This window comes from Ruegeria arenilitoris (genome assembly GCF_013031355.1).
In the GTDB taxonomy this organism is placed as follows: domain Bacteria; phylum Pseudomonadota; class Alphaproteobacteria; order Rhodobacterales; family Rhodobacteraceae; genus Ruegeria; species Ruegeria arenilitoris_C.
In genome coordinates, this window is sequence record NZ_WPZO01000001.1 from 703227 (window position 1) to 719283 (window position 16057).

Here is a 16057-nt window from a genome sequence, read left to right on the forward strand (position 1 = left end):
AATGAAGCACCTCTTTCTTCCCATCACTGCTATTTCTGCCTTGGCCGCGCAACCTGTACACGCAGATGAGTTGCTCGGGTCAGCTTTAATAGAAGAAATCAGTGGTCAGCATTTTGACTGCATGATGGGGGAGACGCCTCTGGAATGGATCGTTTCGGACGTGACGCTGGACGCCACGTCCGTTCCTTATTCCGCTATCGTGCGGGGTAAGACAGTAGAGGCTGAATATAGCATAAGCGTCGAAGGTCGCCTCACCTCGGACGGATATGGCGATGAACGTCGGGTCGAAAAAAATGCCGATGGATCGCTGAGCGTTGCGCGTTCCGACGGACGTGTCATGAAATGCACAGCACGCTAAAGCGCAGCGCGCGTTCAGCCGATACCGACTTTTCGATCACTAAGCGGGGTAGCCGAGGCCACCCAAGTCATTTCAGACCGTACAGCACCCCAAACTTCTCTTCTAAATAGCTGAGCAGAGGCTCCGGCCCCGGCTCCATTCCGCTGGCGCGCTGAATGGTGTCGCGCGGGGCGTACAGGCCTCCGTGACGCTGCAGGTTTTCCCGCAACCAGCCGGTTGCACCGGATGTATCGCCTTTGGCCAGTTGCGTATTCAGATCCGGTACCGCTACCCGCAGCGCCTCATAGAGGCAGCCTGCATAGACATTGCCCAGCGAATAGGTCGGGAAGTACCCAAACAGCCCAACTGACCAATGCACGTCCTGCAAGCACCCGTTCGAGGGCTTGTCGACCGCATAGCCGAAATCGGCCTTGAACCTGTCGTTCCACGCGGCCTCCAGATCGCTGACCTGCAGGTCTCCGGCCATCAGGGCACGCTCCAGATCAAAGCGCAGCATGATGTGCAGGTTGTACTGCACCTCATCGGCCTCGGTACGGATATAGCCGTTATGGACGCCATTGACCGTGGCATAGAAGGCATCGGCATCCGCAATTCCGAAATCGCCGAACGTCTCGACCATCTGGCTGTAGAGCCAGCCGGTGAAAGCGCGCGAGCGGCCCAGCTGGTTTTCGTAAATCCGGCTTTGGCTTTCATGCACACCCATCGACACGCCCTGCCCCAGTGGCGTCAGCAGAAAACCTGGGGCGATGCCCTGTTCATAGGCGGCGTGGCCGACCTCGTGAATGGTCGAATAGAAGCAGTTGAACGGGTCGGTCTCACTGGTGCGGGTGGTGATCCGAACGTCCAACCCGCTGCCCGAACTGAACGGGTGCACCGCCTTGTCGACGCGGCCGGTGTTCAGGTCATAGCCGAAGGTGGTCGCCAGTTTCTGCGACAGGCGCATCTGCGCCAGCTCGTCGAATTTTCCGGTCAGGGCTTGCGGCGCAGGTTTGTCCAGAACAGCAGCACGAAGGGCCACCAGACGTGGGCGCATCTGGTCAAAAATCTCGGCAATCTGTGCGCCTGTCGTATAGGGTTCATAATCCTCGACCATGGCGTCATAGACATTGCCGCCCTGCGCCAGAGCCGCACCCTCTTCGCGTTTCAGCGCGACGACTTCTTGCAGCACAGGCAGGAACGCCGCCACATCTTCGTCAGCGCGAGCCTTCGCCCATGTGCCTTGCGCGGCAGAGGTCACACGCGCGATGGCTTTCGCCAGATCGGCGGGCACTTTGACCGTGCGTTCATAAGATCGGCGAATGTCACGCAGTTGCGCGCGGGCCACGTCGTCCTGCGGATCGGCCTGCTCCAGCCACTCGGCCACGCGCGGGTCCGAGCGGCGGGCGTGCAGCACTGCCTCGATCGCGGCCATCTCTTCGGCGCGCTGCGGGGCGGCGCCGCGCGGCATCACTGTTTCCTGATCCCAGCCCAGCCGCCCGGCAATCTGCCCGAGGGCCGAGGTTTCGCGCTGAAAGGCCATCAGGTCGTCATAGGCGGTCATTTGGGTCAGGCTCCGCGAATTGAAGTGGCGATGGGGTAAGCGGTCAGGAACCGCGCGCGCAGGATCAGGGTCCAGACAACAACGGCCATGAACTGATGGAAGATGGCAAGCTGCCACGGGGCAGCGTAGACCACGGTCAGGATACCGATGACCACCTGCAGCGACAACGCCGCAAAAGCCGCGTTGAAGGCAAAGCGCGTCTGCGGGTGCGCACTGGTGCTGCCGCGTCGCCAGACGATGATGGCGAAGACAAATAGCAGGTACCCCGCACAGCGGTGGATGAACTGCACCAGACCCGGACTTTCAAAGAAGTTGCGCCACATCGGTTCCAGCATCGCCGCGTCAGGCGGCAACAGCTGCCCGCCGATCAACGGCCAGTCGGTGTAAGACCGACCCGCGTCGATCCCGGCGACCAACGCACCGATCAAGATTTGCAGGAACGCAAAGTGCATCAGGCCGGTCGACAGCGAGAACAATTTTACCTCTTTCGCGCGGCGGGCCTGCATCAGGTCACGCTCTTCGCGACCCAGTTCAAAGATATACCAGGCGAGGAAACCAAGGATCACGAAGGCCAGGCCCAGGTGCACCGCGAGGCGATAGCTGGCGACGGCGATCATGCCCTCGCCCTGCGTCACGCCCGAGGCCACCATCCACCAGCCGACAGCACCTTGGATGCCGCCCAAAACCCCAGGGATCAGCAGCTTGCCGGTCCACCCGGTTGGGATTTTACGTGCGACGAGGAAGCCGAAGAACCCAAGCGCCCAGACCAGACCGATCACGCGGCCCAGTTGGCGGTGGCCCCATTCCCACCAGTAGATGAATTGGAAATCACTCAGTTCCATCCACTGGTTCTGGATGCGCCATTGGTCGATCTCTTTGTACTTGTCGAATTCGGCCTGCCAGTCGGCCTCGGTCATAGGCGGGATGGCCCCTGTGATCGGACGCCATTCAGTGATCGACAACCCACTATCCGTCAGGCGTGTGAGGCCTCCAACAGCGATCATAACAACGACCAGCGCAAACAGGATCATCAGCCAGACGCGGATCGCACCGCGTGCGCCGCCGCGGCCCCGGTCGATCATGCCAGGCTGCACCGCCTGTTGTTTCTCGGTGTCCGAGACCTCTTCGAAGATGCTGCGCTTACCGCTCATGCCGTCCTCATGTCCTGATTTTCGTCGCAAGCTAGGGCCTGAGTGGAGATAGGTCCAGCCTCAGCCCTTGTCCTTCCAGCGGACCATCTGCCGCATGATCCCGTGCAGCATCTGCACATCCGCCCGCGTCATCCGCATCCGCGACCACAGATTGCGCAGATTGGTCTTCATGCCTTCGGCCTTTTCAGGAGGATAGAAGAACCCGGCCTCGTCCAGCCGGTCTTCATAATGTTCGACGAGCTTTTCGACCTCGATCCCCGTGGCCCAGTCGCCCTTGCCCAGATCGGTGGCCTCATGCACCACATCCCCGGTCTGGCGCATCCATTCATAGGCGGTCAGCAAAACGCACTGCCCAAGGTTCAGCGAGGCGTATTCCGGGTTCACCGGCACCGAGATGATTGCATTGGCCTTGGCGATATCCTCATTCTCCAACCCTGCGCGTTCGGGTCCGAACAGCACCGAGACCTTCTCACCCGCCGCCACCTTTTCAGCCGCGATCTGCATGGCGCGTTCCGGGCTGTAGACCGGTTTGGTCAACCCGCGTTGCCGCGCCGTGGTGGCAAAAACAAAGGTACTGTCGGACAGTGCCCCGGCCAGATCGTCGAACAGCTGCGCCTCATCCAGCAGCCGCCCCGCGCCGCTGGACATCGCCACGGCCTTGGGGTTCGGCCATCCGTCACGCGGGGCCACGATCCGCATCCGGTCCAGACCGAAATTCCACATCGCCCGCGCGGCGGCACCGATGTTTTCACCCATCTGCGGGCGCACAAGCACAAAGGAGGGCTGAGATTTGTCGCTGGGCATGGCTGTCTCCGGAAAACTTCGGGATGCTGTAATGGTCGTACCCCAACAGGGCAAGGCGCTGAGGCGGCAATTTACCCCCCGAATGCCATAAAAGTTTGCTTCCCCGGCGCAATCCGCTAAACCGCGCCAAAGACTGAAAGCGAAGGACGCGCCAATGGACACCCCCGAGCAGCCGCAGATTTACCTGATCACCCCGCCCACGATTACCCTGAGCACGTTCCCCGACCAGCTTGGCCGGGTGCTGGACAGTGCCGATATCGCATGTATCCGGCTGGCGCTGGCGGGCAGTGACGAGGACACCATCGCGCGCGCAGCCGATGCCTGCCGCGAGGTGGCTCATGCGCGGGACGTGGCCATCGTGATCTCGAACCACGTTCTGTTGGCGCAACGTCTGGGTCTGGACGGGGTGCATCTGGATGACGCAGCCCGTTCGGTTCGGGCAGCACGCAAGGAACTGGGAGCCGACGCCATCGTCGGCAGTTTCTGCGGCGCATCCAGCCATGATGGCATGACCGCTGGTGAATCGGGCGCGGATTACGTCGCCTTCGGCCCGGTCGGTGCGTCGGCCCTGGGCGATGGCACTATCGCGGAAAAAGACCTGTTCCAGTGGTGGTCCGAGATGATCGAGGTTCCGGTCGTTGCCGAAGGTGGTCTGACCCCTGACCTGATCCGCGACCTGGCCCCTCATACCGATTTCTTTGGAATTGGCGATGAAATCTGGTCGCAAGAAGACCCGGTTGCCGCGCTGAAGACCCTCACTGACGCGATGTGAGCGTTAACCCTTGCGCCCACCCCGGGGCTGCGGCATGAGTTCGTCATGACTCAGAACAGCGAAATCCTATGTATCGGCTCGGTCCTTTGGGACGTGATCGGGCGCTCGGCCAGCGCCATGCGGCAAGGTTCCGACGTGCCGGGGCGGATTACCCGCCTGCCCGGCGGTGTCGCCATGAATATCGCCATGACTTTGGTCCGGTTCGGCATGACCCCAACCCTGCTGACCGCCATTGGCCGCGACCCCGAGGGCGACGAGTTGGTGAATGCCTGTGCCCGTTTGGGCATGGTCACGGAGCACATCTACCGCTCTCAGGATTTGCCGACCGACCGCTATATGGCCGTCGAAGGCGCCAACGGTCTGATCGCCGCGATTGCGGATGCCCATTCGCTTGAGGCTGCAGGGGCCAAAATCCTGCGCCCCCTGATGCACGGGCCGTTGGGCTATGAGAATGCGCCGTTTGAGGGGCCCATCGCGCTTGACGGCAACCTGACGCTGACCCTGCTGGAAGAAATCGCACAAAGCCCTGCCTTTGCACGGGCGGATATGCGCGTGGCTCCAGCCTCGCCCGGCAAGGCAGAGCGCCTGCTGCCCTTCCTGAAACACGCCCGCGCAACGCTTTACGTGAACCTCGAAGAGGCTGGCATCCTGTGCCAGCGCGAATTCACCGATTCCGAATCCGCTGCCAAAGGTCTGCTGGACCGTGGCGCGCTGCGGGTGCTGGTCACGGATGGCGGTAACTCGGCCACCGTCGGCAGCGCCGATGAAATTCTGACCCAAACACCCCCGTCCGTTCTGGTCACCCGCGTGACCGGTGCAGGTGACACCTTTATGGCGGCGCACATTGCGTCCGAATCTGGCGGTGCCTCAAGCGACGAGGCCCTGTCCCGCGCTCTGCACGCCGCAGCAACTTACGTTTCCGGAGAAACCCCACTGTGATCGACATCCACTATTCCGCCGAGGTCCGCGCCGCCAAAGACGCAGGCCAACCCATCGTCGCGCTGGAAAGCACCATTATCACCCACGGGATGCCCTACCCTCAGAACATTGAGGTTGCGGCGCAAGTCGAACAGGACATTCGCGATGCGGGCGCAGTTCCGGCCACGATCGCAGTGATCGACGGTAAGCTGCATGTCGGTCTGGAATCCGATCAGTTGCAGGCACTGGGTCAGGCGCAAGGCGTGGCCAAGCTCTCGCGCGCGGACATGGCCGCCTGCATCGCCACCGGCGGCACCGGAGCCACAACAGTCGCCGCCACCATGATCGCCGCGCATTTCGCCGGGATCGAGGTTTTTGCCACCGGCGGTATCGGCGGTGTGCATCAGGGAGCTGAAACCTCATTCGACATCTCAGCTGACCTGCACGAACTGGCACAAACACCGGTGACGGTTGTGGCTGCAGGTGCAAAAGCGATCCTTGATCTGGCCAAAACGCTGGAAGTTTTGGAAACGCTGGGCGTTCCCGTTATCGCGCATGGTCAGGACGAATTTCCCGCCTTCTGGTCGACTAAATCGCCCTACGCCGCACCCCTGCGCATGGACAGCGCCCAGGACATCGCCAAGGCCCACGCCACCCGCCGCGCGCTTGGCCTGCCCGGAGGCCAGCTGATCGCCAACCCGATCCCCGCCGCCGATCAGATCCCGGCCGAAGAGCTAGCCCCCATCATCGCTTCGGCCCAGGCTGACGCTGACACACACCGGATCACCGGCAAAGGCGTCACGCCCTACCTGCTGCAGCGTATTTACGAACAGACCGAGGGGCGCTCGCTGACCGCCAATATCGCGCTGGTGCGTAACAACGCGAAGCTGGCCGCGGGAATAGCGCGCGCGCTTGTTTAAAGGTCAGCGTGACATAAACCTATTGTACCAAGGCCCCGGACTGCTTAACTAATCCGGCGAACCACTCAGGACTGCAATGAACACGCCTTTTGACGAAGAACCACACCGCCGACCGGGCTTGTTTTCCCGGCTGCGTGCGTCTTTTCTGACGGGCATTGTCGTCATTGCTCCTGTATGGCTGACCATCTGGCTGATCTGGTCCGTAGTGGGATGGGTCGACAGCGCGGTCTTGCCGCTGATCCCCCAGCAGTTCCAGCCCGAAGAATACGTGGGCGTCAACCTGCGCGGCGTTGGCGTGGTCATATTCCTGATCTTCACCGTCCTCGTTGGCTGGATCGCCAAGGGTATCCTCGGTCGTTCGCTGATCCATTTCGCGGAAAGCCTTGTTGACCGGATGCCTGTGGTCCGTTCGGTCTATTCCGGGATCAAGCAGATATCGGAAACGGTATTTGCGCAGACCGAACGGTCGTTCGAAAAAGCATGCCTGATCCAGTACCCCCGCCGCGGCATCTGGGCGATTGGCTTCGTCTCGACCACCGCCAAGGGTGAGGTCAGCGATCGCGCGGAAACCGGTGGAGACCTGCTGAGCATTTTCGTCCCGACCACGCCCAACCCAACATCGGGATTTCTGCTGTTCTTTCCCGAAGAGGACGTGATTCTGCTGGATATGTCGATCGAAGAGGCCGCGAAGCTGGTGATTTCCGCCGGGCTTGTCTATCCGAACGAAAAAGACCCGACGCAGCCGCCGGAATAATCAGCCGAACATTTCGGGCAGGTTGACGGTGCTGCGTTCGCCCAGGTCGCCCTTGTGATCATTGATAAACCGATGAGCCGCCGCGCGACCGGCGACTTTCAATTTATGCAGGACTACCGGGTTCGGCACTGTCTTTGTCGCCACCGACAGATCGTTCATCAACTCGTCATCAGCGATCATGTGGACCAGAACGCGGCTCATCTCTCCGGCCTTCAACTTCCCTTCGGTCAGCAGACGTTGAACGAAACTGATCGCGCGCAGCTCGCGGAACAGGGATGAGTTAAAGCTGATCTCGTTGATCCGGTTCTGAATTTGCTGAGGCGTTTTCGGCACCTCGTCGCGTTCCAGCGGGTTGATGTTCACGATCACCACGTCATCGGGCAGATCGTTGTTGAACAGCGGGTAAAGGGCCGGGTTTCCGGTATAGCCGCCATCCCAATAGGCCTCGGTCCGGCCCGATTTGGGATCAAAAATCTCAACCGCCTGAAACAGCGTCGGCAAACAGGCCGATGCCAGAATGGCATCCGTCGAGATCTCATCCCCGGTGAACACCCGGATTTTGCCGCTGCGCACACAAGTGGCACAGACATGCAAACGCGGGCCTTCGTCGGCGCAAATCTCATCGAAGTTGAACCGGTCCACCACCGGCTCAAGCGGGTTGCGGTAAAACGGACCATAAGCATAGGGCGACACCAGCCGCGACCAGGCATCGCCAACCGAGAACGGCAAGGAATACTCCATCGCCTGCGCAATCTGCGCGGGTTCGATGGCCTGCATCCAGTTGGCAAGGCGCATGTCACCGACCGCGCCCATCCGCTCCCACAGCCCATTCAGATTGGCGCGCGCACCGTCGCGCCCATCCCGGACCATACCAGATTTGAAGGCCGCCCCGTTCAGCGCCCCGGCCGAGGTTCCGGTGATCGCCGCAACCTCGATATCTTCCTCATCCAACAGCCGGTCGAGAACACCCCAGGTGAACGCGCCATGCGCGCCACCGCCTTGCAAGGCCAGATTGATCCGTTTCAACTTGGGCCTCCTACATCAAAGGGCCGTCCAGCCACCATCCACCGAAATCGTTGTCCCGGTGATCTGCGCCGCTGCATCCGAGCACAGGAACACCGTGGTGCCGCCCAGCTGTTCAACCGTCGCAAACTCTTTCGAGGGCTGACGCTCCAGCAGGACGTTTTTCACTACGTCCTCGCGGCTCATATTGTATTCCTTCATCGTGTTCGGAATCTGCGCCTCGACCAACGGAGTCAAAACATAGCCCGGGCAGATCGCATTGCAGGTGATCGGCTCTTGCGCGGTTTCCAGTGCCACGGTCTTGGTCATCCCGACGACGCCATGTTTGGCCGCGATATACGCCGCCTTGTAGGGCGACGCCGTCAATCCATGGGCCGAAGCGATATTCACGATCCGCCCCCAACCGGCCGCACGCATCATCGGTAGCGCCGCCGCCATGGTGTGATAGGCCGAGTTCATGTTGATCGCGATGATCGCGTCCCACTTGTCGACCGGGAATTGATCGATCGGTGCGACGTGCTGAATGCCCGCGTTGTTCACCAGGATGTCGCAAGCCCCCGCCTTTTCGATCAGCGCACGGCATTCACCGCCAACGGACATGTCCGCCTTGATGTAGCGCGCCTTGGTGCCGGTCATTTGCGCAATCTCGGCAGCCAGTGCGTGATCTTCATCCCGGTCGGTGAACGAGTTCAGAACCACGTCGGCGCCGGCTTTCGCAAGCTCGCGCGCGACGCCCAAACCGATCCCCGAATTCGACCCCGTGATGATCGCTGTTTTTCCCGAAAGGTTCATGGGTTCTCTCCCTCAAAATCCGCTTTGTGCGCACAGTGCCATGCTGCATCTGCAAAGAAAACGGGGAAACATCCGGGTTCCGAAGTCACCGGGAAAATTGCCCAAAAAAAAACGCCCGCACGAAGCGGGCGTTAAGTTATTGAGGCAGGTTTCATACAGGCAAGAAACCTATCGAGCAGTGCATCCTTTATACGCAATTCTCCGCCTTCGTCCAAGCTAAAAGTTTGAAAATAAGAAAAATCATCGGTACGGTGAATCCCAACAAAATAAGGCCAGAGCAGGATTGTTTCCAAAATGCGCCCCGATTTTCTACGCCCCGTTCGTCCAGTGATTGCGGGAATCGCAACTGTTTTTGCCGCCACAATTGCCCATGCAGAATCGGCTCATGGCATAGCTATGTACGGAGACCCTGCCCTACCACCGGATTTTGTGTCTCTGCCCTACGCCAACCCAGAGGCACCGAAAGGCGGCAAAGTTGTTTTCGGAAATACCGGCGGCTTTAACAGCCTGAACCCCTTCGTGCAGAAAGGCACCGCGCCCTGGCAGCTGCGCTTCTGGACGCACGAAAGCCTGATGGGGCGGTCCTGGGACGAACCTTTCACTCTTTACGGGTTGTTAGCCGAATCAGTTGAGACTGCGCCGGACCGGTCCTGGGTCGAATTCACCCTGCGCGAAAACGCCCGGTTTTCGGATGGCAGCCCGGTCACCGTGGACGACGTCATCTGGTCGTATCAGACGCTGGGCACCGAAGGGCACCTTCGCTATCGCGGGCTGTGGGGCAAGATCGACAGCATAGAACAGACCGGCCCACGCACGGTGCGGATTACCTTCAACGAACCGGACCGGGAGCTAGCGCTGATCGCCGGCCTCCGCCCGATCCTGCAAAAAGCACAGTGGGAAGGGAAAGATTTCGCCGACGCGTCACTGCACGACGTTCCCCTCGGATCGGGGCCTTATGTGGTCGATAATTACGAGGCTGGACGCTATGTGACCCTGCGACGGAACCCCGACTACTGGGGTGCCGATATCCCGTTTCGTCGCGGCACCATGAACCTCGATGAGATGCGGATCGAATTCTACGGCGACGGCACTGTCCTGTTCGAGGCGTTCAAGGCTGGCGAACTGACCGCTGTGCGCGAATTCAACGCCGACAAATGGGATACTCAGTACAGCTTCCCTGCCGTGCAACGCGGCGATGTCGTCAAGACCGAGATCCCGCACGGCAAACCTTCGGGCATGACCGGGTTCGTGATGAACACGCGCAAAGCCCCCTTCGACGACTGGCGCGTGCGTGAGGCGCTGCTGCTGGCGTTCAACTTCGAATACATCAACGACACGATCACCGGCGGTGCACAGCCCAGGATCACCTCTTATTTCTCGGGCTCGGATCTGGGTATGCAGCCCGGGCCCGCCACTGGCCGCGTTGCCGAGTTGCTGCAGCCCTATGCCGCCGACCTGCCACCAGGTGCACTGGAGGGCTACGCGTTGCCCGTCGGCGACGGCTCGGCCCGTAACCGCACCAATATCCGCAAGGCCAATAAACTGCTGTCCGAGGCAGGCTGGACTGTTCAGGACGGTGTCCTTCGCAATCAGAACGGCGAAGACTTCTCGATCACCGTCCTGCTGCAACAGGGGGACACCGAAAGCCAGACGGCGATTGAGATCTATACCCGAGCGCTGGAACGATTGGGCATTCAGGTCACCGTCGAACAAGTAGACAGCGCCCAATTCACTGGTCGCACAGCTGAACAGGATTTCGACATGACCTTCTTCCGCCGTGCTCTGTCCCTGTCGCCGGGCAATGAGCAGCGCCTGTACTGGGGCGGCGAAAATGCCGACACACCGGGCACGCGCAACCTCATGGGGGTTGCCTCACCGGCTGTGGACGGGCTGATCGATTCGATGCTGGCCTCGGAAAGCCACGAAGACTTCGTAGCCGCCACCCGCGCGCTGGACCGGGTTCTGACCGCCGGGCGCTATGTCATTCCGATCTGGAATTTCGACGTCGGGCGCATTGCCCATGCCAAAGAACTGAAGCAGCCCAAAACCGTGCCGATCTACGGTGATGGGCCGGAGTATTTGCCGCAGGTTTGGTGGTACGAAGAGTGACCATTTTGGGCTGATCACCGGCGCAATTCGCCTCAGGACCTTCGACACGAAGCTGTCTTACACCCGCTGGTTAAAAACGCAATGAAATGCCTTGCCAAATGGTCGCACCCTTCGGCGGATTTCGGCACACGCGCATTTCACAACCACATATAGCGCAGACATAAATTGAACTCCGCTACATACAGTGAAAATGCCCATTTCCAGCGAAAGTCGGAAAAATAACCACAAGGGGCTTTACGGATCGCCCCTCGACGATATAGCCTATCTGTATTTAGGCGCACTGTTTGATCAGATTAATACTGATAAATTCGTTAGATAGCTGATCTTTCGACGCGTCATACCTGAGTTTTGCGGACCGGCCTCCACTCACTCACACCTCAGGTCCGTGGGCCCGTCGCGCGATCAGCGTGACGGGCCTCTTTGACGCCACGTAACCCCAAACAAGGTGCGACATTTTGTCATTCGCGCGGACCCCTATGCCGTCCGTACCCTGATTATGGGGGCAGAGCAGCCGTGAAACCCGAATTACGGAAAGCTGACAAATGTTGAACTGGACTGACCTGACGCAAGACTGGGACGCTATGTATTCCCGCGCAAAACGGCGTTTTCCGAACCTGCGCGATCAGGACAAGGTGCGGCTGAGCAAAGACCGCAAAGGGTTCGAAGCGTATCTGGCCGAACGCCACCACCTGACCGTGAATGAAGCACACGAAGAGCTTGAGGATTTTCTGTTCACCGAAGGCCTGAACCGCGAGTTCAGCCGGTCTTTAAGCAAGTGACGTGACCCAGAGGATCATCGCATCCTCGTCACTGACCGAAATCACGTTGTGCCCCATGCTGCCGTCGTAATAAGCGCTGTCCCCCCGACGCATTTCGACGGGTTCGTAGAACTCGGTATAAAGCTGGACGACCCCCGTCAGCACATACAGGAATTCTTCGCCATCGTGGCGCACCCAGCCGTCAAATTCATCCATTGAACGCGCGCGCACACGGGCGCGATAGGGCAGCATCTGCTTTTTCGTGAGGTTTTCAGCCAGCAGCTCATGCTCATACGTCGCGGTGGGATGCGCGGCCCCTTCCCCCATCCGCGTCACGGCCATGCGCCCAATCACCTGATCGCGTTGCGGAGGCGTGAACAGCTGCGGCACTGAAATCTCCAACCCGATCGCCAGCTTTTTCAGCGCGTCATAGGTGGGCGACATCTGCCCGTTCTCAATCTTGCTGAGGGTCGAACGTGCAAGCCCCGCCTGCGTGGCCGCCTGTTCCAGCGTCCAGTTCCGCGCCTTGCGCAATTGGCGTACGCGCGCGCCCAGATCAAGCGGTTCAAGCTCGGTATGGTTGCCCGAGTCCCGCGCGATGCGGATCAGAGAAGGCTGTTCATTGGTGCTCATGAGCAACTCTATAGGCCCAGCCCGTCCCGCTTGCAACGCGCCAAGCACCAAGGTAGCCAGTTGCCATGCTGTCTGTTTTTGATCAGGGGCCACCTCCGGCCTGCCCTGCGCCCTTTAATCTGGCCGCTCATGTGCTGCGCAGAACGGATGATAATCCGGAGAAAACCGCATTGTCGGTTCTGCGGGCCGATGGCGCTGAGGACTGGACCTATCGTGCGCTCAAATCCGCCATCATGGGCACCGCCACAGGTCTGCTGAGCGCAGGGCTGAAACCGGGCGACATTGCGCTGATGCGGTTGGGGAACACAGTTGATTTCCCCATTGCCTATCTTGGAGCGATTGCTGCGGGGATCGTACCTGTCCCGACATCCTCACAACTGACCGAACCGGAAACCGAACGCATGATTGCGGATCTGCAACCGGCCGCCATTCTACGGGATCCGGCCGTCGCCTGCGCACCGCACCCACTGCAGATCACGGTGTCCGAGCTGACCGAAATGCGCACCCTGCCTCCAGCCGAGTTTCAGATGGGCGACCCCGAGCGGCTGGCCTATGTCGTCTATACCTCGGGCACGTCCGGCAAGCCGCGCGCGGTGGCCCATGCGCATCGCGCGATCTGGGCGCGTCAGATGATGGTGGATGGCTGGTACGGGCTGCGGGATACGGATCGCCTGTGTCATGCAGGCGCGTTCAACTGGACCTATACGCTGGGCACCGGGTTGATGGACCCGTGGACAATTGGTGCGACCGCCCTGATCCCTGAACCGGGAACCGATCCGAACGCCCTGCCTGCGTTGCTGCGGCAACACCGCGCGACAATCTTTGCGGCGGCTCCCGGCGTGTTTCGTAAACTGCTGAAAACGTCGGAGGACATGCACCTGCCCACGCTCCGTCATGGCCTCTGCGCGGGCGAAAAACTGTCGCGGCACCTGCATGCGCAATGGGCCGAGGTGACGGAAACCGAACTCTACGAAGCCTACGGCATGTCCGAATGCTCGACCTTCATCTCATCCAGCCCGGCCCATCCGGCGCGGGGCGAGTCGCTGGGACAGCCGCAACCAGGCCGCCGGATCGCGATCCTTGGGCCGGATGGCCCCGTGCCGCAGGGGCAAGAGGGCACCATCGCCATTCACCGCTCGGACCCCGGCCTGATGCTGACCTACCTGAACGCCCCGCACGAGGCCGAGGCGCGGATGCAGGGCGATTGGTTTCTGACCGGCGACCAGGGTGCGATGGCCGTTGACGGGCAGATCACCTATCTGGGTCGCGACGATGACATGATGAATGCGGGCGGCTATCGCGTCTCACCGGTCGAGGTCGAGGCCACCTTGTCCAAATTTCCCGGCATCACGCAGGTCGGCGCGGCGGCGGTTGAGGTCAAACAGGACACATTTGTGATAGCTGCCTTCTACACCGGGCCGGAAAAGCTGGACGACGGCGCCCTCCAAACCTATGTGGAGGCAAATCTGGCGCGGTACAAACAACCGCGCGCGTTCATTCACCTGCCTGAACTGCCGACCGGCGGGAACGGCAAACTCCTGCGCCGGGCGCTGCCGGCCTATTTCAAGGCGACCACACCATGACTCAGACCGTCAAACTCGACATCATGTCCGACCCGATCTGCCCATGGTGCTATATCGGCAAGACCCATCTGGACAAGGCGCTGGCCGCGCTTCCGGATCATCCGATGGTGATCGAATGGCACCCGTTTCAGCTGAACCCCGACATGCCGGACGAAGGTATGGATCGGCGCGAATATCTGGAGCGTAAATTCGGCGGCAAGGACGGTGCCGTACAGGCCTATGCCCCCGTGGTTGAACACGCCGAGAAAGCCGGGTTGAACATCGATTTCGAAGGCATGAAACGCACCCCCAACACGCTGGACGCTCACCGCCTGATCCACTGGGCCGGGATCGAGGGCAAGCAGAACGAGGTCGTGGACGCCCTGTTCGACGCCTATTTCGTGCAGGCCCGCGATATCGGCGACCACGAGGTTCTGGCCGACATCGCCGACGCTGTCGGCATGGACGCGGCCGTTGTGCTGAAACTTCTGAAATCGGACGCGGATCGTGAAGATATTCGCAATCGCGACAGCCATTCGCGTCAGATGGGCGTCAATTCGGTGCCAACCTTCATTGTCGCAAATCAACACGCTGTTCCCGGCGCGCAACCGCCTGAAATGTGGGAGAAAGTGATCGGCGAGATCATGTCTCAACTTGAGGCCTCCCCTGCAAATTAGCACAGGGGTCTGTGCGCATTGATGCCTAGCGCCGCCTGACATGTCGTGATAGCGCGATCAGGTCAGGAGGGCGCAATGACCAATCGCATGTCAAAAGGTGAGTTCATCGCACTTGTCGCAATGATGTTTGCGACGATTGCGTTTTCCATCGACTCGATGCTGCCCGCCCTGCCCGAGATCGGTGAACAGCTCAGCCCCGATGACATCAACCGGGCGCAGCTGATCCTAACCTCTTTCGTACTGGGTATGGGGGTTGGTACGTTCTTCATGGGGCCTCTGTCCGACGCGTTTGGACGCAAGCCAGTGATCTATGTCGGCTCGGCTTTGTACATCGTGTCCGCTGCCATCGCCTGGGCCAGTTCTTCGCTGGAGCTGCTTCTGATTGCGCGGGTCGCGCAGGGCGTCGGCTGTGCCGCGCCACGCGTTGTGGCCATGGCGATCATCCGGGACCTTTACTCGGGCCGCGAAATGGCGCGGATCGTATCCATCGCCATGATGATCTTTACACTGGTGCCTGCGGTGGCCCCCATGCTGGGGGCCGGTATGATCGCCCTGACAGGCTGGCGCGGCATCTTTGTGTCGTTCATGCTGTTCTCATTGATCACCGTGGTCTGGATGGGCCTGCGCCTGCCGGAATCGCTGAAGCCCGAGAACCGCAGGCCGTTGCGCCTACCCCTGATGGCCTCTTCGGCGCGCGAGATGTTTGCGCATCCCACCGTGCGGGTTTCGATTTTTGTGCAGACCCTCTGTCTGGGTATGTTGTTCACCACGCTGACCATGGTGCAGCCGGTTTATGACGTAATTCACGACAGCGCTGACAGCTTTCCATTCTGGTTCGGTTTCGTGGCCCTGATGTCAGGGTCCGCCAGCCTGCTGAACGCGGCGCTGGTGATCCGCGTGGGAATGCGGCGGCTGGTGACCTGGGCATTGGGCGCGCAGATCGTCATCACCATGGGCGTCATCAGCCTGAACGCGATGCCCCTGTCGCCGAACCTGTCCTTTGCGGTGTTCGTGTTCTGGCAAACTTCGATCTTTTTCATGGCTGGCATGACGATGGGCAACCTGAACGCGATCGCGATGGAGCCGATGGGCCATATCGCCGGCATGGCAGCCTCGGTCATCGGTGCGGTTTCGACCGTTCTGGCCGCGGCCATCGCAGCCCCCATCGGGTTGTTGTTCGACGGCTCGCTGACGCCGCTGACCACCGGTATTCTGGTCATGAGCGTGACCGGCTTTGGCCTGATGCTGCATATGGGCCGGATCGAAGACAGACTGCCCGCCTGACC

The 16057-nt window shown here is 60.5% G+C and carries 16 protein-coding genes; 10 read left to right on the forward strand and 6 right to left on the reverse strand.

The features are described 5' to 3' along the window. Nucleotide 1: 1 nt before the first annotated feature. Entirely contained in the window at nucleotides 2-358 is a 357-nt protein-coding gene (locus GOX63_RS03465; protein WP_170544785.1) for a hypothetical protein, read from the forward strand. A 67-nt stretch (nucleotides 359-425) separates the two neighbouring features. Here the strand turns inward: GOX63_RS03465 and GOX63_RS03470 are convergent, their stop codons facing one another. From GOX63_RS03470 to GOX63_RS03480, 3 genes are read right to left on the reverse strand one after another with little or no spacing between them, the layout of a single operon-like run. Next, on the reverse strand, nucleotides 426-1898 hold the full coding sequence (locus tag GOX63_RS03470) for a carboxypeptidase M32 (protein ID WP_170325102.1): 1473 nt from the start codon (nucleotides 1896-1898) through the stop codon (nucleotides 426-428). A gap of 5 nt (nucleotides 1899-1903) precedes the next feature. Beyond that, on the reverse strand, nucleotides 1904-3049 hold the full coding sequence (gene ctaA / locus GOX63_RS03475; protein ID WP_170325103.1) for a heme A synthase: 1146 nt from the start codon (nucleotides 3047-3049) through the stop codon (nucleotides 1904-1906). 60 nt (nucleotides 3050-3109) lie between these two features. Beyond that, nucleotides 3110-3853 carry an RNA methyltransferase gene (locus tag GOX63_RS03480; RefSeq protein WP_170325104.1) on the reverse strand — a complete coding sequence of 248 codons (744 nt, stop codon included), beginning with the start codon at nucleotides 3851-3853 and terminating at the stop codon, nucleotides 3110-3112. Between the two features lie 154 nt (nucleotides 3854-4007). Between GOX63_RS03480 and GOX63_RS03485 the strand changes: the two genes are divergently transcribed. The 4 genes from GOX63_RS03485 to GOX63_RS03500 all read left to right on the forward strand — a co-directional run bounded on the left by GOX63_RS03485 (nucleotide 4008) and on the right by GOX63_RS03500 (nucleotide 7217). Continuing rightward, a complete protein-coding gene (locus GOX63_RS03485; RefSeq protein WP_170325105.1) occupies nucleotides 4008-4625 on the forward strand; it encodes a thiamine phosphate synthase in 618 nt (205 codons plus the stop codon). A 45-nt stretch (nucleotides 4626-4670) separates the two neighbouring features. Continuing rightward, nucleotides 4671-5564: a PfkB family carbohydrate kinase gene (locus GOX63_RS03490; RefSeq protein ID WP_170325106.1), complete on the forward strand. Its 894-nt coding sequence runs from the start codon at nucleotides 4671-4673 to the stop codon at nucleotides 5562-5564. Next, a complete protein-coding gene (locus GOX63_RS03495; RefSeq protein ID WP_170325107.1) occupies nucleotides 5561-6463 on the forward strand; it encodes a pseudouridine-5'-phosphate glycosidase in 903 nt (300 codons plus the stop codon). Before GOX63_RS03490 ends, GOX63_RS03495 begins: the two co-directional genes overlap by 4 nt. A 76-nt stretch (nucleotides 6464-6539) precedes the next feature. Continuing rightward, nucleotides 6540-7217 (forward strand): DUF502 domain-containing protein, encoded by a 678-nt coding sequence (locus GOX63_RS03500; RefSeq protein ID WP_170325108.1) that lies wholly within the window; start codon nucleotides 6540-6542, stop codon nucleotides 7215-7217. Here GOX63_RS03500 and GOX63_RS03505 read toward each other — a convergent pair whose 3' ends face one another. Next, entirely contained in the window at nucleotides 7218-8243 is a 1026-nt protein-coding gene (locus GOX63_RS03505; protein WP_170325109.1) for a patatin-like phospholipase family protein, read from the reverse strand. It lies immediately after the preceding gene. A gap of 15 nt (nucleotides 8244-8258) precedes the next feature. Further along, complete coding sequence (locus GOX63_RS03510) at nucleotides 8259-9032, reverse strand: 3-hydroxybutyrate dehydrogenase (RefSeq protein ID WP_170325110.1); 774 nt, start codon at nucleotides 9030-9032, stop codon at nucleotides 8259-8261. 294 nt (nucleotides 9033-9326) lie between these two features. Here GOX63_RS03510 and GOX63_RS03515 point away from each other — a divergent pair, with 294 nt between their 5' ends. Beyond that, nucleotides 9327-11141, forward strand: coding sequence for an extracellular solute-binding protein (locus GOX63_RS03515; RefSeq protein ID WP_170325111.1), 1815 nt, complete (start codon nucleotides 9327-9329; stop codon nucleotides 11139-11141). 542 nt (nucleotides 11142-11683) lie between these two features. Continuing rightward, nucleotides 11684-11920: a hypothetical protein gene (locus GOX63_RS03520; protein ID WP_170325112.1), complete on the forward strand. Its 237-nt coding sequence runs from the start codon at nucleotides 11684-11686 to the stop codon at nucleotides 11918-11920. Here the strand turns inward: GOX63_RS03520 and GOX63_RS03525 are convergent. Further along, nucleotides 11909-12532, reverse strand: coding sequence for a helix-turn-helix domain-containing protein (locus GOX63_RS03525; RefSeq protein WP_170325113.1), 624 nt, complete (start codon nucleotides 12530-12532; stop codon nucleotides 11909-11911). The genes GOX63_RS03520 and GOX63_RS03525 overlap by 12 nt on opposite strands. Nucleotides 12533-12597: 65 nt before the next feature. Between GOX63_RS03525 and GOX63_RS03530 the strand changes: the two genes are divergently transcribed. The 3 genes from GOX63_RS03530 (at nucleotide 12598) to GOX63_RS03540 (ending at nucleotide 16055) form a co-directional block, all read left to right on the forward strand. Continuing rightward, a complete protein-coding gene (locus GOX63_RS03530) occupies nucleotides 12598-14115 on the forward strand; it encodes a class I adenylate-forming enzyme family protein (protein ID WP_170325114.1) in 1518 nt (505 codons plus the stop codon). Then, on the forward strand, nucleotides 14112-14771 hold the full coding sequence (locus GOX63_RS03535) for a DsbA family oxidoreductase (RefSeq protein ID WP_170325115.1): 660 nt from the start codon (nucleotides 14112-14114) through the stop codon (nucleotides 14769-14771). Before GOX63_RS03530 ends, GOX63_RS03535 begins: the two co-directional genes overlap by 4 nt. Nucleotides 14772-14846: 75 nt before the next feature. Then, complete coding sequence (locus GOX63_RS03540; protein ID WP_170325116.1) at nucleotides 14847-16055, forward strand: multidrug effflux MFS transporter; 1209 nt, start codon at nucleotides 14847-14849, stop codon at nucleotides 16053-16055. Nucleotides 16056-16057 lie beyond the last annotated feature (2 nt).